Annotated in this window: 22 protein-coding genes and 2 other annotated features; all 22 genes read right to left on the bottom strand. The window is 39.2% G+C overall.

Annotation, left to right across the window (positions count from 1 at the left end):
* Positions 1 to 76 precede the first annotated feature (76 nt).
* The 22 genes from tuf to ispF all read right to left on the bottom strand — a co-directional run bounded on the left by tuf (position 77) and on the right by ispF (position 23,473).
* On the bottom strand, positions 77 to 1,264 hold the full coding sequence (gene tuf, locus V1L66_RS00900) for an elongation factor Tu (RefSeq protein ID WP_004233614.1): 1,188 nt from the start codon (positions 1,262 to 1,264) through the stop codon (positions 77 to 79).
* Positions 1,265 to 1,400: 136 nt separating this feature from the next.
* On the bottom strand, positions 1,401 to 3,479 hold the full coding sequence (gene fusA / locus V1L66_RS00895) for an elongation factor G (RefSeq protein ID WP_016993310.1): 2,079 nt from the start codon (positions 3,477 to 3,479) through the stop codon (positions 1,401 to 1,403).
* Positions 3,480 to 3,521: 42 nt separating this feature from the next.
* A complete protein-coding gene (gene rpsG / locus V1L66_RS00890; protein WP_004233610.1) occupies positions 3,522 to 3,992 on the bottom strand; it encodes a 30S ribosomal protein S7 in 471 nt (156 codons plus the stop codon).
* 44 nt (positions 3,993 to 4,036) lie between these two features.
* On the bottom strand, positions 4,037 to 4,456 hold the full coding sequence (gene rpsL, locus V1L66_RS00885) for a 30S ribosomal protein S12 (protein WP_004233609.1): 420 nt from the start codon (positions 4,454 to 4,456) through the stop codon (positions 4,037 to 4,039).
* Between the two features lie 98 nt (positions 4,457 to 4,554).
* Positions 4,555 to 4,803 (bottom strand): ribosomal L7Ae/L30e/S12e/Gadd45 family protein, encoded by a 249-nt coding sequence (locus V1L66_RS00880; RefSeq protein WP_004233607.1) that lies wholly within the window; start codon positions 4,801 to 4,803, stop codon positions 4,555 to 4,557.
* Positions 4,804 to 4,942: 139 nt separating this feature from the next.
* A complete protein-coding gene (rpoC, locus tag V1L66_RS00875; protein ID WP_036077765.1) occupies positions 4,943 to 8,626 on the bottom strand; it encodes a DNA-directed RNA polymerase subunit beta' in 3,684 nt (1,227 codons plus the stop codon).
* A 202-nt stretch (positions 8,627 to 8,828) separates the two neighbouring features.
* Entirely contained in the window at positions 8,829 to 12,404 is a 3,576-nt protein-coding gene (rpoB, locus tag V1L66_RS00870; protein WP_176408505.1) for a DNA-directed RNA polymerase subunit beta, read from the bottom strand.
* A 242-nt stretch (positions 12,405 to 12,646) separates the two neighbouring features.
* On the bottom strand, positions 12,647 to 13,249 hold the full coding sequence (locus tag V1L66_RS00865) for a class I SAM-dependent methyltransferase (RefSeq protein WP_036077767.1): 603 nt from the start codon (positions 13,247 to 13,249) through the stop codon (positions 12,647 to 12,649).
* A gap of 76 nt (positions 13,250 to 13,325) precedes the next feature.
* Positions 13,326 to 13,685, bottom strand: coding sequence for a 50S ribosomal protein L7/L12 (gene rplL / locus V1L66_RS00860; RefSeq protein WP_004233598.1), 360 nt, complete (start codon positions 13,683 to 13,685; stop codon positions 13,326 to 13,328).
* A 74-nt stretch (positions 13,686 to 13,759) separates the two neighbouring features.
* Positions 13,760 to 14,260, bottom strand: coding sequence for a 50S ribosomal protein L10 (gene rplJ, locus V1L66_RS00855; RefSeq protein ID WP_004233596.1), 501 nt, complete (start codon positions 14,258 to 14,260; stop codon positions 13,760 to 13,762).
* Positions 14,261 to 14,292: 32 nt separating this feature from the next.
* Positions 14,293 to 14,438, bottom strand: a sequence feature (ribosomal protein L10 leader region).
* A 53-nt stretch (positions 14,439 to 14,491) separates the two neighbouring features.
* Entirely contained in the window at positions 14,492 to 15,190 is a 699-nt protein-coding gene (gene rplA / locus V1L66_RS00850) for a 50S ribosomal protein L1 (protein ID WP_004233594.1), read from the bottom strand.
* A gap of 116 nt (positions 15,191 to 15,306) precedes the next feature.
* Complete coding sequence (gene rplK, locus V1L66_RS00845; protein ID WP_004233593.1) at positions 15,307 to 15,732, bottom strand: 50S ribosomal protein L11; 426 nt, start codon at positions 15,730 to 15,732, stop codon at positions 15,307 to 15,309.
* Between the two features lie 229 nt (positions 15,733 to 15,961).
* Entirely contained in the window at positions 15,962 to 16,495 is a 534-nt protein-coding gene (gene nusG, locus V1L66_RS00840; RefSeq protein WP_004233590.1) for a transcription termination/antitermination protein NusG, read from the bottom strand.
* A gap of 354 nt (positions 16,496 to 16,849) precedes the next feature.
* Positions 16,850 to 17,035 (bottom strand): preprotein translocase subunit SecE, encoded by a 186-nt coding sequence (gene secE, locus V1L66_RS00835; RefSeq protein WP_004233589.1) that lies wholly within the window; start codon positions 17,033 to 17,035, stop codon positions 16,850 to 16,852.
* A 48-nt stretch (positions 17,036 to 17,083) separates the two neighbouring features.
* On the bottom strand, positions 17,084 to 17,230 hold the full coding sequence (rpmG, locus tag V1L66_RS00830) for a 50S ribosomal protein L33 (protein ID WP_004233588.1): 147 nt from the start codon (positions 17,228 to 17,230) through the stop codon (positions 17,084 to 17,086).
* Between the two features lie 77 nt (positions 17,231 to 17,307).
* Positions 17,308 to 17,955 (bottom strand): RNA polymerase sporulation sigma factor SigH, encoded by a 648-nt coding sequence (gene sigH, locus V1L66_RS00825; RefSeq protein ID WP_004233587.1) that lies wholly within the window; start codon positions 17,953 to 17,955, stop codon positions 17,308 to 17,310.
* 68 nt (positions 17,956 to 18,023) lie between these two features.
* A complete protein-coding gene (locus V1L66_RS00820; RefSeq protein WP_016992137.1) occupies positions 18,024 to 18,536 on the bottom strand; it encodes an NYN domain-containing protein in 513 nt (170 codons plus the stop codon).
* A gap of 2 nt (positions 18,537 to 18,538) precedes the next feature.
* Positions 18,539 to 19,291 (bottom strand): 23S rRNA (guanosine(2251)-2'-O)-methyltransferase RlmB, encoded by a 753-nt coding sequence (gene rlmB / locus V1L66_RS00815; protein ID WP_016992138.1) that lies wholly within the window; start codon positions 19,289 to 19,291, stop codon positions 18,539 to 18,541.
* A complete protein-coding gene (locus V1L66_RS00810) occupies positions 19,291 to 19,731 on the bottom strand; it encodes a Mini-ribonuclease 3 (protein ID WP_176408506.1) in 441 nt (146 codons plus the stop codon). Before V1L66_RS00810 ends, rlmB begins: the two co-directional genes overlap by 1 nt.
* Positions 19,716 to 21,116 (bottom strand): cysteine--tRNA ligase, encoded by a 1,401-nt coding sequence (cysS, locus tag V1L66_RS00805; RefSeq protein WP_016992140.1) that lies wholly within the window; start codon positions 21,114 to 21,116, stop codon positions 19,716 to 19,718. Before cysS ends, V1L66_RS00810 begins: the two co-directional genes overlap by 16 nt.
* A gap of 60 nt (positions 21,117 to 21,176) precedes the next feature.
* Positions 21,177 to 21,395 (bottom strand) — a binding site (T-box leader).
* Between the two features lie 50 nt (positions 21,396 to 21,445).
* A complete protein-coding gene (gene gltX, locus V1L66_RS00800; protein ID WP_016992141.1) occupies positions 21,446 to 22,906 on the bottom strand; it encodes a glutamate--tRNA ligase in 1,461 nt (486 codons plus the stop codon).
* 90 nt (positions 22,907 to 22,996) lie between these two features.
* Positions 22,997 to 23,473 carry a 2-C-methyl-D-erythritol 2,4-cyclodiphosphate synthase gene (ispF, locus tag V1L66_RS00795; RefSeq protein WP_004233581.1) on the bottom strand — a complete coding sequence of 159 codons (477 nt, stop codon included), beginning with the start codon at positions 23,471 to 23,473 and terminating at the stop codon, positions 22,997 to 22,999.
* Positions 23,474 to 23,475: the final 2 nt, after the last annotated feature.

The following is a 23,475-nucleotide window of genomic DNA, read 5'->3' as shown; positions in this document are numbered from 1 at the left end:
TTTTTCTTTATTTTAACACAAAAAACCAACCTGTAGGCGTCCCTACAGATTGGTTTAAAATTAACGAAAGTTAAAATTATTTTTGGATAGAAGCAACTACGCCAGCGCCTACAGTACGGCCACCCTCGCGGATAGAGAATTTAGTACCTTCTTCAAGAGCGATTGGAGCGATAAGTTCAACTGTCATTTCGATGTTATCACCAGGCATTACCATTTCAACGCCTTCTGGTAAGTTACAGATACCTGTTACGTCAGTTGTACGGAAGTAGAACTGAGGACGGTAGTTAGAGAAGAATGGAGTATGACGGCCACCCTCTTCTTTTGATAAAACGTAAACTTCAGCTTTGAAGTTAGTGTGTGGAGTAATTGAACCTGGTTTAGCTAATACTTGACCACGTTGGATTTCTTCACGAGCAACACCACGTAGTAAAGCACCGATGTTGTCACCAGCTTCAGCATAGTCTAATAATTTACGGAACATTTCTACACCAGTTACAGTAGTAGATTTAGCTTCTTCAGCGATACCGATGATTTCAACTACGTCACCAACTTTAACTTGACCACGTTCAACACGGCCAGTTGCAACTGTACCACGACCAGTAATAGAGAATACGTCCTCTACTGGCATCATGAATGGTTTGTCAGTTTGACGTTCTGGAGTTGGGATGTAAGAATCTACAGCGTCCATTAATTCAACGATTTTTTCTTCCCATTCTGGTTCACCTTCAAGAGCTTTAAGAGCAGAACCTTTAATTACAGGAATATCGTCACCTGGGAAGTCATATTCAGATAGTAGATCACGGATTTCCATTTCTACTAATTCTAATAATTCTTCGTCGTCAACCATATCACATTTGTTCATGAATACTACTAAGTAAGGAACACCTACTTGACGTGATAAAAGGATGTGCTCACGAGTTTGTGGCATTGGGCCGTCAGCAGCAGATACTACTAAGATACCGCCGTCCATTTGAGCAGCACCAGTGATCATGTTTTTAACATAGTCAGCGTGTCCTGGGCAGTCAACGTGTGCATAGTGACGAGTTTCTGTTTCGTATTCTACGTGAGAAGTATTGATTGTGATACCACGTTCTTTTTCTTCTGGAGCGTTATCGATATCAGCGTAAGATTTAGCTGTACCACCCATTTTTTTAGAAAGAACTGTAGCGATTGCAGCAGTTAAAGTAGTTTTACCATGGTCAACGTGTCCGATTGTACCAATGTTAGCATGCGTTTTAGAACGGTCAAATTTTTCTTTAGCCATTAGAGATTGCCTCCTCAAAATTGTATGTTTTAGATTTAAAATTTATAGAATGAATGCTGATAGAGAACGGGCCCATCCCCTATCCTGCAATCATAGCTTACAAATTAGTTATACTTTATGCAAGATGAAATTTCAATTATTCACCTTTATTTTTTTTGATGATATCTTCAGAGATTGATTTTGGTACTTCTTCATAATGATCGAATACCATTGAGAATACACCACGACCTTGCGTTGCAGAACGTAAAGTTGTTGCATATCCAAACATTTCTGAAAGTGGAACCATCGCACGAACAACTTGAGCGTTACCGCGAGCTTCCATACCTTCTACGCGACCACGGCGAGAAGTGATGTTACCCATGATATCACCAAGATATTCTTCAGGGATTACAACTTCAACTTTCATCATAGGCTCTAAAAGAACTGGACTACATTTTGATGCAGCAGCTTTAAGTGCCATAGATGCAGCGATTTTAAATGCCATTTCGTTTGAGTCAACATCATGGTATGAACCATCGAATAATTTCGCTTTGATGTCGATTAATGGGTAACCAGCGATTACACCGCGGTCAAGCGAGTCACGAAGACCTGCTTCTACAGCCGGAATATATTCACGTGGTACTACACCACCAACGATAGCATTTTCGAATTCAAAGCCTTTACCCTCTTCATTTGGAGAGAACTCGATCCATACGTCACCGTATTGACCACGACCACCAGATTGACGAGTGAATTTACCTTGAACTTGAGCAGAGCCACGGAATGTTTCACGGTAAGATACCATTGGAGCACCTACGTTAGCTTCTACTTTAAATTCACGGCGCATACGATCAACTAAGATATCAAGGTGAAGCTCACCCATACCTGAGATAATTGTTTGACCAGTTTCTTGGTCTGTATGTGCACGGAATGTTGGATCTTCTTCTTGTAGTTTTTGTAAAGCTTGACCCATTTTATCTTGGTCAGCTTTTGATTTTGGTTCTACAGAAAGAGAGATAACTGGTTCTGGGAACTCCATAGACTCAAGGATAACAAGGTTTTTCTCTTCACAAAGAGTGTCACCAGTTGTTGTATCTTTAAGACCTACAGCAGCTGCGATATCACCAGCAAATACTTTTGAAATCTCTTCACGGCTGTTTGCGTGCATTTGTAGGATACGACCTACGCGCTCACGTTTACCTTTTGAAGAGTTTTGTACGTATGAACCTGATTCAAGAACACCAGAGTACACACGGAAGAACGTTAATTTACCTACGAATGGGTCAGTCATAACTTTAAATGCTAAAGCTGAGAATGGCGCATCGTCTGATGATGGACGTTCAGTTTCTTCACCATCTGGAGTTGTGCCTTTAATAGCAGGTACATCAACTGGAGATGGTAAGTAGTCGATAACCGCGTCAAGCATTTTACGAACACCTTTGTGTTTGAATGCTGTACCGCAGATTACTGGGTAGAATTCTACAGCGATTGTCGCTTTACGGATAGCCGCTTTAAGCTCTTCTTTTGTAATTTCTTCACCAGCAAAGTATTTTTCCATGATTTCTTCGTTAACTTCAGCGATTGCTTCGATTAACTTCTCACGGTATTCTTCAGCTTGCGCTTGGAATTCTTCAGGAATTGGTTGACCTTCACGTAATGCTGTACCTTCTTCGTTATCGTAGTAAGTTACATCCATTTCAACTAGGTCAATAATAGCTTTGAACTCATCTTCCGCACCAATTGGTAATTGGATTGGATGAGCATTTGCTTGTAAACGCTCGTGTAAAGTACCTACAGAATATAGGAAATCTGCACCCATTTTATCCATTTTGTTAATGAATACGATACGTGGTACACCGTAAGTTGTAGCTTGACGCCATACAGTTTCTGTTTGAGGTTCAACACCAGATTGAGCATCAAGTACAGTTACTGCGCCGTCAAGTACACGTAAAGAACGTTCTACTTCTACAGTGAAGTCTACGTGTCCAGGAGTATCGATGATGTTTACGCGGTTGCCTTTCCATTGAGCTGTTGTCGCAGCAGAAGTGATTGTGATACCACGTTCTTGCTCTTGCTCCATCCAGTCCATTTGAGAAGCGCCTTCATGAGTTTCACCGATTTTGTGAATCTTACCTGTGTAATAAAGGATACGCTCAGTTGTTGTTGTTTTACCAGCATCAATGTGAGCCATGATCCCAATATTACGAGTATTCTCTAGTGAGAATTCGCGTTTCATTAGGTATTTCTCCTTCCATATTGGGCTTATGCTATGTTTAGATTACCAACGGTAGTGAGCGAATGCTTTGTTCGCTTCTGCCATTTTGTGCATATCTTCACGTTTCTTAACTGATGCACCAGTGTTGTTAGAAGCATCAAGGATTTCGTTAGCTAAACGCTCTTCCATAGTTTTTTCACCACGAAGACGAGAATAGTTAACTAGGTAACGAAGACCTAAAGTTGTACGACGTTCTGGGCGTACTTCAACTGGTACTTGGTAGTTAGAACCACCAACACGGCGAGCACGTACTTCAAGAACTGGCATTACGTTATTTAGAGCAGCTTCGAATACTTCGATTGGATCTTGACCAGAACGTTCTTTAACTAGTTCGAACGCACCGTATAAAATCTTCTGAGAAGTACCTCTTTTACCATCAATCATCATTTTATTGATTAAACGAGTTACTAGTTTTGAATTATAAATTGGATCTGGTAACACGTCACGTTTGGAAACAGGACCTTTACGAGGCATGTGTTTTCCTCCTTTCATTGAGTAAATATATTGTAGGATTTAAATTATTTTTTTTCTTTAGGGCGTTTTGTACCGTATAAAGAACGTGATTGCATACGACCGTTTACACCAGCAGTATCAAGAGCACCACGAACGATATGGTAACGAACACCCGGTAAGTCTTTTACACGACCGCCACGGATAAGAACAACACTGTGCTCTTGTAAGTTGTGGCCTTCACCAGGAATGTACGCTGTAACCTCGATTTGGTTAGTTAAACGTACACGAGCGTATTTACGTAACGCTGAGTTTGGTTTTTTAGGCGTCATTGTACCTACACGAGTACAAACACCACGTTTTTGTGGAGATTTAACATCAGTTAAAGATTTTTTAAATGAGTTATATCCTTTGTTTAACGCTGGTGAATTTGATTTCGTGATTTTAGATTTACGAGGCTTACGTACCAATTGGTTAATTGTAGGCATCGATTTTTCCTCCCTTCATTCCTTCTTTTTTAATACCACACATCCAGGTGGTTCATTTTTTGGGTAAAAACAAAGTCTTTGTGCATTTTACACAAAAACTACTCTACAGTAATCGCAACTACCGCAGCTCCAACATGGATTCCACAGGCTTTGCCCAGTTCCTTTTTGGACTCGACAAGAATAACTGGTATACCGATTTCTCTCGCGAAAGATATGGCCGAATCGGTTACCCAATTGTCTGCATCAAGTGCCACAAAAAGTTCTTTCACTGAACCAGCTCGCATTGCTTTTACTGCTTGCTTTGTACCTATGATTGTTTGACTAGCCCTTACTTTATCATAAGACATTTGCATATCCTCCGAAGTACAGACAGTTAACTATCAACCTTCAATATATTATCATTACTCATTTACACTGTCAACTAATATCTTGAAAAAGTCCGAAGAGATGATGAAAATATGCATCTCTTCGGCCTAATTTTAATGTTTATTCAGCAGAAACGACTTCTGTGTCAAGCTCATCTTTTTCGATGCGGATTTGACGATAACGTTGCATACCAGTACCTGCAGGAACAAGTTTACCAATAATTACGTTTTCTTTTAATCCAAGAAGCTCGTCACGTTTACCCTTAATTGCTGCATCTGTTAACACACGTGTTGTTTCTTGGAACGATGCTGCAGATAAGAATGATTCTGTTTCAAGAGAAGCTTTTGTAATACCAAGGATAACAGGTCGACAAGTTGCAGGGTTTTTGCCATTCATAACAGCATCTACGTTTGCCTCTGTGAATTGGTGGATATCTAGTAATGAGCCAGGCAGTAATTCTGTATCTCCAGCTTCAATTACACGAACTTTACGAAGCATTTGGCGAACCATTACCTCGATATGTTTATCCCCAATTTCTACCCCTTGCATACGGTATACTTTTTGAACTTCTTTTAATAAATATTCTTGAACAGTTGAAACGTCTTTGACTTTTAGCAATTGTTTTGGATCGATAGAACCTTCTGTTAAAACTTGACCACGTTCTACATTATCACCTTCGATAACTTTCAAACGTGCGTTATAAGGTGCTTGATACTTACGAGTTTCTACGTCACCTTGAATTGTAATTTCTTTTAAGCCTTCACGAATTTCTGTGATATCTGAAACCGTACCAGCGATTTCTGAAATAACAGATTGACCTTTTGGATTACGTGCTTCAAAGATCTCTTGGATACGTGGAAGACCTTGTGTAATATCATCTCCGGCAACCCCACCTGTATGGAATGTACGCATTGTTAACTGTGTACCTGGTTCACCGATTGATTGAGCAGCAATAATACCAACTGCTTCCCCAACTTCAACCTTCTCACCTGTCGCCAAGTTCATGCCGTAACATTTTTTACAAACGCCGTGTTTTGTATTACATGTAAATGCTGAACGGATTGTCACTTCTTCAATACCAGCATCGATAATTGCACGAGCGATATCTTGATCGATTAAACCGTCTTTTGCAAGAATAACTTCACCAGTTTCAGGGTGGAAGATTGTTTTCTTCGTATGACGACCAACAATACGTTCATCTAGAGCCTCGATTAATTCAGTGCCTTCCATTAATGCACCGATCGTTAAGCCACGGTCAGTACCACAGTCATCTTCACGGACGATAACATCTTGCGCAACGTCAACAAGACGACGCGTTAAGTAACCTGAATCGGCAGTTTTTAGGGCTGTATCGGCAAGACCTTTACGAGCACCGTGTGTCGAGATGAAGTACTCTAATACTGTTAAACCTTCACGGAAGGAAGATTTGATTGGAAGTTCGATAATACGACCAGCCGGGTTGGCCATCAGACCACGCATACCAGCTAACTGAGTAAAGTTAGATGCGTTACCACGGGCACCTGAATCAGACATCATGAAAATTGGGTTTGTTTTCTCAAGTGACTTCATCAGTTTCGCTTGAATTTCATCTTTTGCAGCACTCCAGCTTGAGATTACACGATCATAACGCTCATCCTCAGTAATGAAACCACGACGGAATTGCGCTTGAACTTTATCTACTTTCTCTTGAGCTTCTGCTAAAATTTCACCTTTATCAGGTAATACCACGATATCAGATACACCTACAGTAATACCTGCACGTGTTGAATATTTGAAACCTAGGTTTTTCATACGGTCAAGCATTTTAGATGTTTCAGTAATGTGGAAACGTTTAAATACTTCAGCAATGATATTTCCTAAGAATTTCTTACGGAATGGATTTACAACTGGTACTGATGCAAAGTATTTACGCAATACAGCTGTACGTTGTGCATCAATTTTCCCTTTTTCATCTAAGTTATTATAAGCACTATCTGATTCAAGCTCTTTAAGCGTTTCTTCATCAATTGTTAATTTAGCGAAGTATTTTTCTGGTGTTACTTGCTCTAAGTTGAAATCAGTTGGCTCATTAATATAAGGGAATGATTTTGGCAAGATTTCATTAAAGATTACTTTACCAACAGTTGTTAATAAGAACATATTATTTTGTTCTTCAGTGAATGTTGGATTATTTAATGAGCTTGCTTTAATCGCGATACGTGTATGCAAGTGTACATGTCCAGTATCATATGCAATTAAAACTTCATTTGGACCATAGAAAACAGTACCTTCACCGCGTGCGCCTTCACGTTCAAGTGTTAAGTAGTAGTTTCCTAATACCATATCTTGAGAAGGTGTTACAACAGGTTTACCGTCTTTTGGATTCAGAATGTTTTGTGCAGCAAGCATTAAAAGTCGAGCTTCAGCTTGAGCTTCTGCTGATAATGGTACGTGAACCGCCATTTGGTCACCATCGAAGTCAGCGTTGTAGGCTGTACATACTAATGGGTGAAGACGAATAGCACGACCCTCAACTAGTGTTGGTTCAAATGCTTGAATACCAAGACGGTGAAGCGTTGGTGCACGGTTTAGTAATACTGGATGCTCACGGATAACATCTTCTAAAACGTCCCATACGTCGTTATTTAAACGTTCAATTTTACGTTTAGCAGATTTAATGTTATGAGCAAGGCCGCGCTCTACCAATTCTTTCATAACGAATGGCTTGAATAATTCGATAGCCATTTCTTTTGGTAAACCACATTGGTACATTTTTAAGTTTGGACCTACTACGATAACGGAACGACCAGAATAGTCAACACGTTTACCAAGTAGATTTTGACGGAAACGACCTTGTTTACCTTTCAACATATGTGAAAGTGATTTTAACGGGCGGTTACCAGGACCAGTTACAGGACGTCCGCGACGACCATTATCGATTAATGCGTCAACAGCTTCTTGTAACATACGTTTTTCATTTTGTACGATGATGCTTGGAGCACCTAAGTCTAATAAACGTTTTAAACGGTTATTACGATTAATTACACGACGGTATAAATCGTTTAAATCTGAAGTCGCGAAACGACCACCATCTAATTGCACCATTGGACGAAGCTCTGGTGGAATAACAGGTAGTACATCTAGAATCATCCATTCAGGTGAGTTGCCTGAGTTACGGAAAGATTCAACAACTTCTAGACGTTTAATGGCACGAGTACGTCTTTGACCTTGAGCAGACTTTAACTCTTCTTTTAAAGATTGTGTTTCATCTTCTAGGTCAATTTTACCTAATAATTTTTTGATTGCTTCTGCACCCATTGATGCTTCGAATGTGTTACCGAATTTTTCACGGTATGCACGATACTCTTTTTCAGAAAGTAATTGTTTACTTTCTAAATTAGTAGCACCTGCATCGATCACAACGTATGAAGCGAAATAGATAACTTCTTCAAGGGCACGAGGTGACATATCTAAAATTAGACCCATACGGCTAGGAATACCTTTGAAGTACCAGATATGAGAAACTGGTGCTGCTAATTCGATATGTCCCATACGTTCACGACGAACTTTAGCACGCGTTACTTCAACACCACAGCGATCACAAACTACGCCTTTATAGCGCACGCGTTTATATTTCCCACAATGACACTCCCAGTCCTTAGTTGGACCAAAAATACGCTCACAGAATAAACCATCTTTTTCTGGTTTTAGTGTACGGTAGTTAATTGTTTCAGGTTTTTTAACCTCTCCATATGACCAAGAACGAATCTTGTCAGGTGATGCTAAACCAATTTTCATATATTCAAATTCATTAACGTCTATCAAGGAGCCTACCTCCCTCTAGTATAGGTCTTTATAAAGACTCTTTTACGCAGCTCGATAATCGTTTGCAAAGATTGCCTCTTTGGCAAAGGATTAAAAATAGAATGATTTATTAAAAGAAAAAGCCAGGCAGGGCGTTAAATCCTGCCCGGCTAATTTGAAAAATAAGTTTGACCTTATTCACATTTGTGAATTTGGTTTTCCATTATTCAAAAGACTCTACTGGCTCTTCTTCTGTATCTGGCTGTGGTGCAATGTTAAGTGCATCAGCTGGCTGAAGATCGTCTTCTTCGTCTAAATCGCGAAGCTCTACTTCTTCATCATTAACTGTTAACATCTTAACATCCATACCAAGAGATTGAAGTTCTTTAATCAATACTTTGAATGACTCAGGAACACCTGGCTCTGGTACACTTTCACCTTTAACGATGGCTTCATATGTTTTCACACGACCAACAACGTCATCGGATTTAACCGTTAAGATTTCTTGAAGTGTATACGCAGCACCATATGCTTCAAGTGCCCATACCTCCATCTCACCAAAACGTTGTCCACCAAATTGCGCTTTACCACCAAGTGGTTGTTGCGTAACAAGTGAGTAAGGACCAGTTGAACGTGCATGAAGTTTATCATCAACCATGTGAGCAAGTTTAATCATATACATGATACCAACTGATACACGGTTATCGAATGGTTCACCAGAACGGCCATCATACAGGATTGTTTTACCATCACGGTTCATTCCAGCTTCTTCCATAGTTTCCCAAACGTCTTCTTCATTAGCACCATCAAATACTGGTGTTGCCATGTGAACGCCTAGGTAACGAGAAGCCATACCTAAGTGTAACTCTAAAACTTGTCCGATATTCATACGAGAAGGTACACCAAGTGGATTTAACATGATATCAACAGGCGTGCCATCTGGCATGAATGGCATATCTTCTTCTGGTAAGATACGAGAGATAACCCCTTTGTTACCATGACGTCCGGCCATTTTGTCCCCAACACGAATTTTACGTTTTTGAACAATGTAAGCACGAACTAATTGGTTAACACCTGGTGGTAATTCATCGCCATCTTCACGGTTAAATACTTTAACATCAAGAATGATACCGCCAGCACCGTGTGGTACACGTAATGAAGTATCACGAACCTCACGAGCCTTTTCACCGAAGATTGCATGTAATAAACGCTCTTCAGCAGTTAATTCTGTAACCCCTTTAGGCGTTACTTTCCCTACAAGAATATCACCGTCACGTACTTCCGCACCAATACGGATAATACCACGTTCGTCTAGGTTACGAAGTGCATCTTCTCCGACGTTTGGAATATCACGAGTGATTTCTTCTGGTCCAAGCTTTGTATCACGAGATTCTGATTCATATTCTTCAATATGAACAGATGTATAGACATCGTCTTTTACAAGGCGCTCACTCATAATAACAGCATCCTCATAGTTAAAGCCGTTCCAAGTCATGAATGCAACCAGTACGTTACGTCCAAGAGCTAGTTCGCCTTTTTCCATTGATGGACCATCTGCTAAAATATCACGAGGTTTCACACGTTCGCCTACTTTTACAAGTGGACGTTGGTTATAAGAAGTACCTTGGTTAGAACGAATGAACTTTTGTAATTTATATTTCGTTAAATCGCCTTTAACCTCTTTGCCGTCTACAACTTCAATGCGGCGAACATGGATAGAGCGAGCTTCAACGTGCTCAACAATACCATCATACTTCGCTACTACAGCTGCACCAGAATCACGCGCATCAACATGTTCCATACCAGTACCAACGAATGGTGCTTCTGGGTTAAGAAGTGGAACTGCTTGACGTTGCATGTTGGCACCCATAAGTGCACGGTTCGAGTCATCGTTTTCTAAGAACGGGATACACGCAGTCGCTGCAGAGACAACTTGTTTAGGAGATACGTCCATGTAGTCCATTTGCGCTTTATTGAATACCGTGTTATCCCCACGGAAACGACCTACTACTTCATCATTAGCAAAAGTACCATCTGGATTTAACGGTGAATTTGCTTGTGCTACATAGTAGTTATCTTCTTCATCAGCTGTTAAATAATCAATTTGCTCCGTTACTCGACCTGTTTCGTGGTCAATACGACGATAAGGTGTCTCAATGAAACCAAATTTATTTACTTTGGCAAATGAAGATAATGAGTTGATTAACCCAATGTTTGGACCCTCTGGTGTCTCGATTGGACACATACGACCATAGTGAGAATAGTGAACGTCACGTACTTCGAAACCAGCGCGCTCACGCGTTAAACCACCAGGACCTAATGCAGATAGACGACGTTTATGCGTTAACTCTGCTAATGGGTTTGTTTGGTCCATGAATTGTGATAATTGAGAGCTTCCGAAGAACTCTTTAATTGACGCAATCACTGGACGGATATTGATTAATTGCTGTGGTACGATCGCAGCTGTGTCGTTAATTGACATACGCTCACGTACTACACGTTCCATACGAGACAAACCGATACGGAATTGGTTTTGTAGTAACTCACCAACAGAACGTAGGCGACGGTTACCTAAATGGTCAATATCATCCGTTGCTCCTACTTGGTAAAGTAAGTTGAAGAAATAGCTTACTGAAGATAAAACATCAGCAGGAGTAATATTCTTCACTTCTTCATCAATGTACGCATTACCAATGATATTAATTTCTTTTTGCGCTTCATCTTTTGGAGCATAAATCTTAATAGATTGGATAGTTACATCATCTTCAAGCACTCCACCGACTTGTGATAAAGTGCGATAACCAATACCTTTTGATGAATCTTCTAGGTAAGGTAGAATTTTATCTAAAGTACGACGATCTAGTACTGTACCTTTTTCTACTAAAATTTCGCCTGTTTCTGGATCTACAAGCGTTTCAGCAATCGTTTGGTTGAATAAACGATTTTTAATGTGAAGCTTTTTATTCATTTTGTAGCGACCAACATTCGCTAAATCATAACGTTTAGCATCGAAGAAACGAGAGTATAATAAACTCTTCGCACTTTCTACTGTTGGTGGCTCACCTGGACGTAAACGTTCGTAGATTTCTAAAAGTGCTTTTTCTGTACTTTCAGAGTTATCTTTTTCTAACGTATTACGTAGATACTCGTTATCACCGATAATATCGATAATTTCTTGATCTGAACCGAAACCTAATGCACGCAGTAACACTGTTACTGGTAGCTTACGAGTACGATCAATTCGCACATAAACTACGTCTTTTGCATCAGTTTCATACTCTAACCAAGCACCGCGGTTTGGAATAACTGTAGCTCCAAAACCTTTTTTACCGTTTTTATCAGTTTTATCATGGAAATACACACTTGGTGAACGAACTAATTGTGAAACGATAACACGTTCAGCACCGTTGATAATGAACGTACCTGTTTCTGTCATTAACGGGAAATCACCCATGAAGACATCTTGTTCTTTCACTTCGTCTGTTTCTTTGTTGTAAAGACGTACTTTCACACGTAATGGAGCTGCGTAAGTAACATCTCGCTCTTTACACTCATCAACATCATATTTAGGCTCACCTAATGAATAATCGATGAATTCTAATGAAAGATTACCTGTAAAGTCCTCGATCGGCGAAATGTCACGGAACATTTCACGTAAACCTTCTTCAAGGAACCACTCGTAAGACGCCGTTTGAATCTCAATCAGATTTGGAAGCTCAAGCACCTCTTTAATACGCGCAAAGCTTCTACGCTGGCGGTGTTGTCCGTACTGAACTAGTTGACCTGTCAACTCATTCACCCCTCAATAAAGCGATATTAGGTCTTTGCAAAATCATACAAATAGTGTATGATTTCGAAAGACAAAAAGAAAACGAGTCTTCAAAAAGATCTCATTTTCGGTTAACTAAACTTATCTTGGCAAGTATACCCATATTAAAACATTTCTATACAAAAAGGGCATACGACCTCAAAATAATATTTTTGCATTGTATCATATTATCATAGCCGATTTGTCAAGTCAATAAATTATACATATTTCATTTATTTTTTTGCGCGTACTATCCAGTACCCTTTTTTCTTTTCTACTACATCGACTTCTGAAAACTTTTCTTCTAAGTAACTTACTGTCGATGGCGCTCCTTGTTTCTTCTGAATGACTACCCAGAGTTCACCCGAAGACACTAGCCGATCGTAAGCTCCATCGTAAAAGCGGAAAATCGTTTCCTTCCCCGCACGAATTGGTGGATTCGTTAAGATAGCTGCTGCATCTACATCTTTATCAACCATCGATAGGCCGTCACTCACAAATATTCGCACATTTTGAACACCGTTCACTTGCGCATTTTTTTGCGAAAGCGCAACTGCACGTTCATTTATATCCATCATAAAAACGGTACGGTCTGGATTAGTTTTGGCAATTGATAACCCTATCGGACCATATCCACAACCTACATCAAAAATCGCACCATCAATATCAGGCATTTGAAAAGCGTCTATTAAAACACGGGATCCAAAATCTACTTCGCTTTTACTAAATACACCTGCATCCGTTTCAAATGAAAACGTATGCCCTAGTAACTTGAATGTCCAGTGACGTGGTTTACTTTCAGTTTGAGGCTTACTTGTATAATAGTGATCTGACATTTTCACGCCTCCTCAGAATGAAGAAAAAAGCTCGCCAAAATGACGAGCTTTCCTTTTGTTAAAAAGTAACGCGAGATTACTTAACTTCTACAGATGCGCCAACTTCTTCAAGTTTAGCTTTGATTTCTTCAGCTTCATCTTTAGAAACGCCTTCTTTAAGAGCTTTAGGAGCGTTATCTACTACTTCTTTAGCTTCTTTAAGACCTAAACCAGTGATTTCACGAACCACTTTGATTACTTTGATTTTTTCTGCACCAGCAGATGCTAATACTACGTCAAATTCAGTTTTTTCTTCAGCTGCAGCAGCACCACCAGCAACTACTGCTACTGGAGCAGCAGCTGTTACACCGAATTCTTCTTCGATAGCTTTTACTAAATCGTTTAATTCAAGAACTGTCATAGCTTTGATAGCTTCTAAGATTTGCTCTTTATTCATTATAATTTCCTCCTAATTGGATAATGTTTTATTTTTTTTGCGATCAGGCCGCAGAAGTTTCAGTGCGTACTAAATTACGCGCCTTGTTCTTCTTTTTGTTCTGCAACAGCTTTTGTTGCAAGTGCGAAGTTACGCACTGGAGCTTGAAGTACAGATAAAAGCATAGAAAGTAGACCTTCGCGTGATGGAAGTTCTGCAAGTGCTTTAACATCTTCAACAGAAGAAATAGTACCTTCAATAATACCAGCTTTAATTTCTAAAGCTTCGTTTTTCTTAGCGAACTCGTTGATGATTTTAGCAGGCGCTACAACATCTTCATTTGAGAACGCAATTGCGTTAGGACCAACTAATACGTCGTTGATTCCTTCAAGGCCAGCAGCTTCAGCAGCACGACGAGTTAAAGTGTTTTTGTAAACTTTGAACTCAACGCCAGCTTCACGAAGTTGTTTACGAAGCTCTGTTACTTGTGCAACATTAAGACCACGGTAATCCACAACTACTACAGAAGCAGCGCCTTGGAATTTTTCAGTAATCTCTTGAACTTGTACTTGTTTGTTTTCGATTGCTTTGCTCATGATGACACCTCCTATTAGAATGGGTCATTTATACCGACAAAAGAAAAGCCTCCGAGTCAAATAGACACAGAGGCTGAAAGTCATCATCTTTAAATAAGAATCTGAATTCCGATGTCCTCGGTAGGAACATTAAGTGACAAGTCACTCCTACTGTCTACGGTACAAATGGATAATTCACAACAGCAACTATAGTATCACGTATAGCTGCTATCGTCAATACATATATATAAATTATTTTACTACTACGTTAGAAGCGTCAATTTTAACCGCTGGACCCATTGTAGTTGTAACATTTACAGATTTCATGTAAGTACCTTTAGCTGCAGCAGGTTTTGCTTTTTGAACTACATCAAAAACAGCTAAGAAGTTTTCTACTAATTTTTCTGCTGAGAAAGAAACTTTACCGATAGGAGCGTGGATAATACCAGCTTTATCAGCACGGTATTCTACTTTACCAGCTTTGATTTCTTCAATTGCTTTTGTTACATCAAAAGTAACTGTACCAGTTTTAGGGTTTGGCATTAAACCTTTAGGTCCTAATACACGACCAAGTTTACCAACTTCGCCCATCATGTCAGGAGTTGCTACGATTACATCGAAGTCAAACCAACCTTGTTGGATTTTTTGGATGTATTCTGCATCGCCTACATAGTCAGCACCAGCTGCTTCAGCTTCTTTAAGTTTTTCACCTTTTGCAAATACTAATACGCGTTGAGTTTTACCAGTACCGTTTGGTAGCACTACTGCACCACGGATTTGTTGGTCGTTTTTACGAGTATCAATACCTAAGCGGAAAGCAACTTCTACAGTAGCGTCGAAGTTTACTGTGCTAGTTTTTTGAGCAAGTTCGATTGCTTCTTGTGCAGTGTATAGTGCGTTACGATCAATTAATTTCGCTGCATCTTGCAGTTTTTTACCTTTTTTAGCCATTATATATTTCCTCCTTGATTGTGGTTATAGCGGATTTTACCTCCCACGAATAAAGGTTGCGTGTTCACAAAGAAACTTCGCAACCTTCCAAAAAACAAAACATCAAGTAAATGGGATTAGTCTTCGATAACAATACCCATGCTTCGTGCAGTACCTTCAACCATTAACATAGCAGCTTCTACTGAAGCAGCGTTAAGGTCTGGCATTTTAGTTTCAGCGATTTCGCGAACTTTATCACGTTTAACCGTTGCCACTTTTTTACGGTTTGGTTCACCAGATCCAGATTGGATACCAGCTGCTACTTTAAGTAGAACTGCTGCAGGTGGAGTTTTTGTAATGAAAGTGAAAGAACGATCCTCGAATACTGAAATTTCAACCGGAATAATAAGACCAGCTTGATCAGCAGTACGCGCATTGAATTCTTTACAGAATCCCATGATGTTCACACCCGCTTGACCTAATGCAGGACCAACCGGTGGAGCTGGGTTAGCTTTACCAGCAGGGATTTGAAGTTTTACAACTTTAATAACTTTTTTAGCCACGAGACACACCTCCTTAAGTCCGTGATGTGGTAATTGGGTTGCCCCTCCCACTCAATATCTGTCTGTCAGCTAAGTGCCGATAACATTAAAATTATCATTACAGACGTCAAACAAAAGTATGACAGTCTGACCTATGAAATGATACCACTTTTAATTTTTTTAAGCAAGTAGTAATTAACAAAATCTGCGAAACATCTACCAATTAGCATGTAATATTCTATTGGTAGAACTATAATTTTTGAACTTGTTCGAAATCTAGCTCCATAATTGTTTCGCGACCAAACATATCAACCGTCACTTTAATTTTACCTTTTTCCGTGTCAATTTCTTCAACACGCCCTTGGAAATGAGCAAACGGCCCTTCTAATACTTCTACTGCTTCACCAACAGTAATGTCCACTTCTACAACTTTATCAGTCATACCCATTTGTTGCAGTAAACGATCTGCTTCTTCTGGTAATAACGGTGTTGGTTTTGCTCCTCCACCTGATGAACCGATAAAGCCTGTAACACCAGGCGTATTTCGAACTACATACCAAGAGTCATCTGTCATGATTAACTCTACTAACACATAACCAGGGAAAACTTTACGCATCATTGTACGTTTTTTTCCATCTTTCATTTCTGTTTCTTCATGCTCAGGAACAATCACACGGAAGATTTTATCTTGCATTCCCATTGTTTCTACACGTTTCTCTAGGTTTGCTTTTACACGGTTTTCATACCCTGAATACGTATGAACAACATACCAATTTTTCTCCATAACTACTAGGACTCCTCGTCCGTCCCTCCCTTACAAATAAAAGTGAAAATGAATCGCGATACGCTCAATGCATTTTTACTCTTTTCACAAACATCTCATTAGAAAAATATAGCTTTCGCTAATTGCTTGCGAAAGCTCGATGATATATACCGAAACTAGCATAGTCATCTATCGCTACTATCATACTCTCCTAGTAGTATTTATCATAATGAGGAGATTTTACTGCTTTGCGCTTCACTTCACCCATCTCATCAATCCAACTAGATGGAGTTTTCTGCTGAATGAAGATAAAACAAACGAAAAAACCCGTTATTGCAATGGACGGGCTATTTCAAAAATATGCTATTTACTAAATTATAAATCTAAGTACCAGCGGAATAATGATGAAATACCTAAGTCAACTAACACAAAAAATAAAGCCATAATGACAACAGTTGAAATTACAACGACTGTATATTTCGTCAGTTCTTTACTTTTCGGCCAGCTTGTTTTGCGCATTTCTGACATTACATCGCTGAAAAAGCTTTTGATCTTGCCCATTCTAGCTTAACCTCCGAATCAATCAAATCTGTCTATTTACATATCATTTTATAGCGTTTGTTTATGCATTGTATGTTCATTGCAATGCGAGCAAAATTTCTTTAATTCGAGACGTACAGTTGAACCTTCTTTAGCTGGGAACGTGTAATTTCTCGAACCACATTTCTCACAATTTAGCACGACTTTTTTTGCCATATAATCACCTTTTTCGGCACTTTGTCTTTTTAAGACTAACACCTATATTTGTCAATGTCAATAAAGGCCTATATGGACTAAGACATTTCCTCAAGGACTAAATGACGTTCTAATTTGCGCTTTACCCGCTGCAATGCATTATCGATAGATTTCACATGACGATTTAATTTAGCGGAAATTTCATGATAAGATTGACCGTCTAGATATAAGGCTAAAACTTGAAGCTCTAACTCACTTAAAATCTCACTCATCTTTTCTTCTAAATATCCAAACTCTTCTCTATGAATCATCAATTCTTCTGGATCATCCATAATAGCACCCGTTAGTACATCCATAAGCGTTCGGTCTGACTCTTCGTCGAATATAGGCTTGTCCAAAGAGATATAGGAATTTAGAGGTATATGCTTTTGCCTAGTTGCTGTTTTAATAGCCGTAATAATCTGTCTTGTTATACATAACTCTGCAAAAGCCCTGAATGATGCAAGCTTATCTCCTTTAAAATCACGAATCGCTTTATATAAGCCTATCATGCCCTCCTGTACAATGTCTTCCTTATCTGCTCCGATTAAGAAATAGGATCTTGCCTTCGCTCTTACTAACAAACGGTATTTCGTAATTAAATAATCCAACGCATCTGTATTACCTTGATGCACCATTTCAATAAGCTCTTCATCATTGAATCGTTCAAAATCTTGTGTCACTTGTACAATGCTATTTTTAAACATGGTATCACCTCAGCCACAACAGATAATTAGAAACAGTATAACGGAATTGGAAAATATGCGTCAATCAATCATTTCAACCCACGTCGCCATTTTTCAAAGGCGAGCGCAACATCTGGCTTTAATTCTATACGAGAAGGCGGCTTACTTTCTTGCTTCCGCTTCACATCGTGGGTAATTTTATGTTGGATAATACCAGTATCAATTTCTAGCTCTCTAGCCGATTTCCTTAGGGCGCCATTCCCAAATATAACACTTTGCTCTGCCATATCAGAAGTTGCTACATGAATTTGTACATTTCTAGCCTTTAATTCGTGTGTCATTTTTTCAATGCGTTCATCTGCTGTTTCATTTTTTCGTGTATAAATGACTTCTACATCATTTTCTATATAAGATTGCTCTACTCCTGGTACAAGATGTGCGTCAAAAACAATAATTACGCGCCAACCCATTGCTGCTTTATATTCAGCCATGAGTTCTATCAACCTTCTTCGCGCATCCTCAAAATTCGTATCACGCAATGGCCGCAGCTCTTTCCAAGATCCAATCATATTATAGCCATCAACAAGCAAAATGTTTTTCATTGTTATTCAATCGCTTCTTGACGTTTACGATACACTTCGTACATTAATAAAGCTGCTGCTACTGATGCGTTCAGTGATGTGACATGACCAACCATCGGTAAGTGATATAAAAAATCGCATTTTTCTTTTAATAAACGCCCCATCCCTTTACCCTCACTGCCAATAATGATGGCTAATGGTAATGTTGCATCCATTTTTCGATAATCTGCAGATCCCTTTGCATCTGTACCTGCAATCCATATACCGCGTTCTTTTAATTCATCTATTGTTTGAGCAAGATTGTTTACACGTACAACTGGAACGTGTTCAATCGCTCCTGTAGATGCCTTTGCCACCACTGCTGTTAAACTCACTGATCGGCGCTTAGGGATAATAATACCATGTGCTCCTATAGCATCAGCCGTTCTCATAATAGACCCTAAATTATGAGGATCCTCTAACTCATCTAAGATTAAGAAAAAAGGATCTTCCTGTTTATGAGCTGCAGCTGCAAATAAATCCTCAAGTTCAGCATACTTATAAGCGGCAACAGAAGCAACAATTCCTTGATGATTGGCGCTTGATAATTGATCAACTTTCTTTTTTGGAACAAATTGAACTATGACACCACGTTCACGGGCTAAATCTAGCAATTCATTGACACCAGATTTCTTTACACCTTCTGCAATCCATACTTTATTCATATCGCGGCCTGAACGAAGTGCTTCTAACACTGGGTTTTTACCGGCAATAATTTCACCATTCTGTTCTGCCATTATTTAGACACTCCTTTTGATTCCTCGATTATTTGAATAGCATATGCAATGATTTCGTAGACGCGTTCTAGTTCATTCAATAAATATAAACTACCAAGCACCGCCTCAAAGCCTGAGCTATTACGATAGGTTTGGACATCCGTATTTTTTGGTACAGAGCCGGATTTGGCATTGCGTCCACGGCGGAACACTGCCAATTCCTCCTCTGTTAAATAATTTTCATCCATCATGCGATGAACGATCATAGATTGTGCTTTTGCTGAAACGTAGCGAGTTGCCTCTCGATGCAGTGTGTTTGGTTTAACACGACCAGAGCGTAGCAAATATTCTCGGACCTTTTGTTCCAATACGGCATCACCCATATAGGCTAACGCCAGCGCATTTAATTGTTTAACATCTTCATTGCGAAGTTTATCCAACTTAATTACCCTCGTTTCCATCTAGTTCCTTGTCGTGTATCTTCTAAAATGATACCTTGGGCTTGCAAATGGTCACGGATCTCATCAGAACGAGCAAAATCACGATTTTTACGTGCCTCGACGCGCTCTTGTAGTAATGCTTCAATTTCTTCGTCTAATAGTTCTTCTTCTTTTGCAAATTCAATACCTAAGACGTCACCTAGTACTTCAAAGGTTTCAATAAAGGTTTCTAATACCTTCTTGCAAGTATTGGTTTCATTTAAGTAAATATTAGCAATGCGAGCTATTTCAAATAACACAGAAATAGCGTTGGCTGTATTAAAATCATCATCCATCGCCTCTTCAAAATGCGCTTTTTGTTCCGCAATTTTGTTCAGCCATTCTTCAGAATGATCACCTAAGCTTACTGTAGTAGTAAGGCGATGCTTCACATTGTTGTAAGCTGTACGTATACGCTCTAAACCTGATGCAGCAGCTTCTACTAGGTCCTTCGCAAAGTTAATTGGATGACGATAGTGGACAGATAACATGAAGAAACGTAGTATCTGCGGGTCAATTTGTTTACGGATATCATTCACAAGAATGAAATTCCCAAGTGATTTGGACATCTTTTCATTATCAATATTAATATACCCGTTATGCATCCAATAACGCGCAAATGTTTTATCATTGTGTGCCTCTGATTGAGCAATTTCATTTTCGTGGTGAGGGAAAGTTAAATCCTGCCCACCAGCATGAATATCAATAGTATCTCCTAAATGTTCACGAGCCATTACAGAACACTCAATATGCCACCCTGGACGGCCATCTCCCCATGGGCTTTCCCAGAAAATCTCACCTGGCTTAGCTGCTTTCCATAAAGCGAAATCTAGCGCATCATCTTTTTTCTCGCCTGCTTCAATACGAGCACCGATTTTTAAATCGTCAACGGATTGGTGTGATAATTTACCGTAGCCATCAAATTTACGAGTACGGTAATACACATCTCCAGCAGACTCATAAGCGTAGCCCTTTTCCATTAACACTTGAATAAATTGAATGATATCGTCCATATGCTCTGTCACACGTGGATGAACATCTGCTTTTTTGCATCCTAGTGCCATAACATCCTCAAAATAAGCTGCAATAAAGCGCTCTGTTAATTCATGCACTTCTTCGCCTAGCTCATTTGCCGCTTTTATAATTTTATCGTCTACATCCGTAAAATTGGAAACAAACTTTACATCATAGCCTTTATACTGAAAATAACGACGTACTGTATCATAAACAATTACAGGACGTGAATTCCCAATATGGATATAGTTATAAACTGTAGGACCGCAGACATACATTTTTACCTTGCCTTCTTCTAGCGGTACAAAGGTTTCCTTTTGTCGTGTTAATGAGTTAAAAATTTGAATACCCATTGTATTTCACTCTCCTTTTCTATTGAATAAAAAAGCGCCCCTATCACTCCTAAAAGGAATGACAGAGACGCTCGATTTGCGTGGTTCCACTCTGATTGAAGACAAAAAGCCTTCCACTTTGGACATCCATTAACGGGGATGACTCGATAAAGCCTACTATCGTTCAGCTTTATGCTCAAAGGTGCATTTCAGTTTTGCCTAGGCTCAGACCACTTTCAGCCGGTGATGGTCCTCTCTTAAGAGCATGCGCCACTTACTTCTCCTTATCAACGCTTTTTCAATGTAAATACATTTTACAACGAAAGAATGAATTGTCAATAAATTTATCTTTATTGTGCAAATTTTTCTACACGGTCAATTGCTTTCTCTTTACCAATTAAACAAATGGCGTTCGGCAACTCTGGTCCATGTGTTTCACCTGTTGTCACAACACGGATTGGCATAAACAGATTTTTGCCTTTATGACCAGTTGTCTTTTGTACAGCTTTAATCGCAGCTTTTACCGCATCTGGTGTAAATTCTTCTAGCTCTTCCAATTGTGCTTTAAATGCTGCCATTACTTCAGGTACTTGCTCTCCTGCTAAAACCTCTTTTGCTTCTTCATCATATTCAATATGGTCGTTAAAGAATAGGCTAGATAATTCGACAATTTCTGCGCCAAAACTCATTTGGTCATGATAAAGTGCGATTAAATCCGTCGCCCAAGCACGTTGCTCCGCAGTAAGCTCTTCAGGTAACAAGCCTGCTTTTTGTAGGTGAGGTAAAGATAATGCTACAACTTCTTCTAAAGACAGTTTTTTAATATATTGATTATTCATCCATGTTAGTTTTTGCTTATCAAACATAGATGGTGATTTTGAAAGACGTTTTTCATCAAAAATTTTGATAAATTCTTCTTTTGAGAAAATCTCTTCCTCTCCCTCTGGAGACCAACCAAGTAGGGCAAAGAAGTTAAACATTGCTTCAGGAAGATAACCTAAATCTTTATATTGCGTAACAAATTGAATAATCGATTCATCACGCTTAGATAGTTTTTTACGGTTTTCGTTAATAATTAATGTCATATGACCAAAGCGAGGATATTCCCAACCAAATGCATCAAAAATCATCATTTGCTTTGGTGTATTTGATAAATGCTCCTCACCACGGAATACGTGAGAGATTTCCATAAAGTGATCGTCTAAAACAACTGCATAGTTATATGTTGGAATACCATTTGCTTTTACAAGTACCCAATCACCAATATCTTTAGACTCAAATGTAACTTGTCCACGAACTAAATCTTCAAATTCGTATGTTACATTTTCAGGTACACGCATACGGATTGTGTATGGCTCACCTGCAGCTTCTTTAGCAGCGACTTCATCTGCTGATAAGTGGCGACATGTACCATCATAAGTAGGCGCAGCTACACCTCTTGCTTTTTGTTCTTCTCGAGAAGCTTCAAGCTTTTCAGAAGAACAGAAACACTTGTAGGCTACACCTTGCTCTAATAGTTTTTCAGCATGCTCTTTATAAATATCAAGACGTTCCATTTGACGATAAGGCGCATAAGGTCCACCAATATCAATGGACTCATCATATTCAATACCTAACCATTTTAGGTTATCTAGCTGAGATGCTTCTCCGCCCTCTACATTACGTTCAATATCCGTATCTTCAATACGTACAATGAATTTACCGTTATGATGTTTTGCATATAAATAATTGAATAATGCTGTACGCGCTCCACCGATATGTAAATAACCTGTTGGAGATGGCGCGTAACGAACGCGAACTTCTTTCGTCATAATTAAAAGCCTCCTAAATTTTCGATCAAAAATTGACTTTGTTCATTTTACCACTCTGTTACAGGAAATAAAAGCGGGGTTCATCCACATTTATTTCTTAATCAAAAGAATTGTTGCCATTGCCGCAATACCTTCCTCACGACCTGTAAAACCTAATCGTTCCGTTGTCGTTGCTTTAACATTTACCTGTGAAGGCTCTGCGTGTAATAATTCAGCGATACGCTGTTGCATCTGTCCAATATAGGGTGCCATTTTAGGGCGCTGTGCCATAATGGTACAATCCACATTACCTAGAGAATAGCCCTTATCCTCAACAATTTTCCAAATGTACTCTAATAATTTTGCAGAATCCGCGTCCTTAAATGCAGGGTCTGTATCTGGAAAATGACGGCCAATATCCCCTTCTCCAATTGCTCCTAGAGCTGCATCTGTGACAGTGTGTAAAAGAACATCCGCATCTGAATGTCCTACTAGTCCTTTTTCATGCGGAATGGTAATGCCTCCAATAATTAATGGACGACCTTCTTCAAATGCATGTACGTCAAAACCTTGTCCAATTCGAAACATAT

This window comes from Lysinibacillus sp. IITD104, assembly GCF_036698265.2.
GTDB classification, from domain to species: domain Bacteria; phylum Bacillota; class Bacilli; order Bacillales_A; family Planococcaceae; genus Lysinibacillus; species Lysinibacillus boronitolerans.
The sequence above is the reverse complement of the archived record's forward strand: the minus strand, read 5'-3'. Positions and strand labels throughout refer to the sequence as shown.

Coding starts and splice junctions, on each gene's coding strand:
- tuf (WP_004233614.1), bottom strand. CDS start 1,264: ATGGCTAAAGAAAAATTTGACCGTTCTAAAACGCATGCTAACATTGGT.
- fusA (WP_016993310.1), bottom strand. CDS start 3,479: ATGAAACGCGAATTCTCACTAGAGAATACTCGTAATATTGGGATCATG.
- rpsG (WP_004233610.1), bottom strand. CDS start 3,992: ATGCCTCGTAAAGGTCCTGTTTCCAAACGTGACGTGTTACCAGATCCA.
- rpsL (WP_004233609.1), bottom strand. CDS start 4,456: ATGCCTACAATTAACCAATTGGTACGTAAGCCTCGTAAATCTAAAATC.
- V1L66_RS00880 (WP_004233607.1), bottom strand. CDS start 4,803: ATGTCTTATGATAAAGTAAGGGCTAGTCAAACAATCATAGGTACAAAG.
- V1L66_RS00865 (WP_036077767.1), bottom strand. CDS start 13,249: ATGTCAGATCACTATTATACAAGTAAGCCTCAAACTGAAAGTAAACCA.
- rplL (WP_004233598.1), bottom strand. CDS start 13,685: ATGAATAAAGAGCAAATCTTAGAAGCTATCAAAGCTATGACAGTTCTT.
- rplJ (WP_004233596.1), bottom strand. CDS start 14,260: ATGAGCAAAGCAATCGAAAACAAACAAGTACAAGTTCAAGAGATTACT.
- rplA (WP_004233594.1), bottom strand. CDS start 15,190: ATGGCTAAAAAAGGTAAAAAACTGCAAGATGCAGCGAAATTAATTGAT.
- nusG (WP_004233590.1), bottom strand. CDS start 16,495: ATGGAGAAAAATTGGTATGTTGTTCATACGTATTCAGGGTATGAAAAC.
- secE (WP_004233589.1), bottom strand. CDS start 17,035: ATGGGCAAGATCAAAAGCTTTTTCAGCGATGTAATGTCAGAAATGCGC.
- rpmG (WP_004233588.1), bottom strand. CDS start 17,230: ATGGCAAAAAAAGTCGTGCTAAATTGTGAGAAATGTGGTTCGAGAAAT.
- sigH (WP_004233587.1), bottom strand. CDS start 17,955: ATGTTTAAAAATAGCATTGTACAAGTGACACAAGATTTTGAACGATTC.
- V1L66_RS00820 (WP_016992137.1), bottom strand. CDS start 18,536: ATGAAAAACATTTTGCTTGTTGATGGCTATAATATGATTGGATCTTGG.
- rlmB (WP_016992138.1), bottom strand. CDS start 19,291: ATGGCAGAACAGAATGGTGAAATTATTGCCGGTAAAAACCCAGTGTTA.
- V1L66_RS00810 (WP_176408506.1), bottom strand. CDS start 19,731: ATGGAAACGAGGGTAATTAAGTTGGATAAACTTCGCAATGAAGATGTT.
- cysS (WP_016992140.1), bottom strand. CDS start 21,116: ATGGGTATTCAAATTTTTAACTCATTAACACGACAAAAGGAAACCTTT.
- gltX (WP_016992141.1), bottom strand. CDS start 22,906: ATGACGAAAGAAGTTCGCGTTCGTTACGCGCCATCTCCAACAGGTTAT.
- ispF (WP_004233581.1), bottom strand. CDS start 23,473: ATGTTTCGAATTGGACAAGGTTTTGACGTACATGCATTTGAAGAAGGT.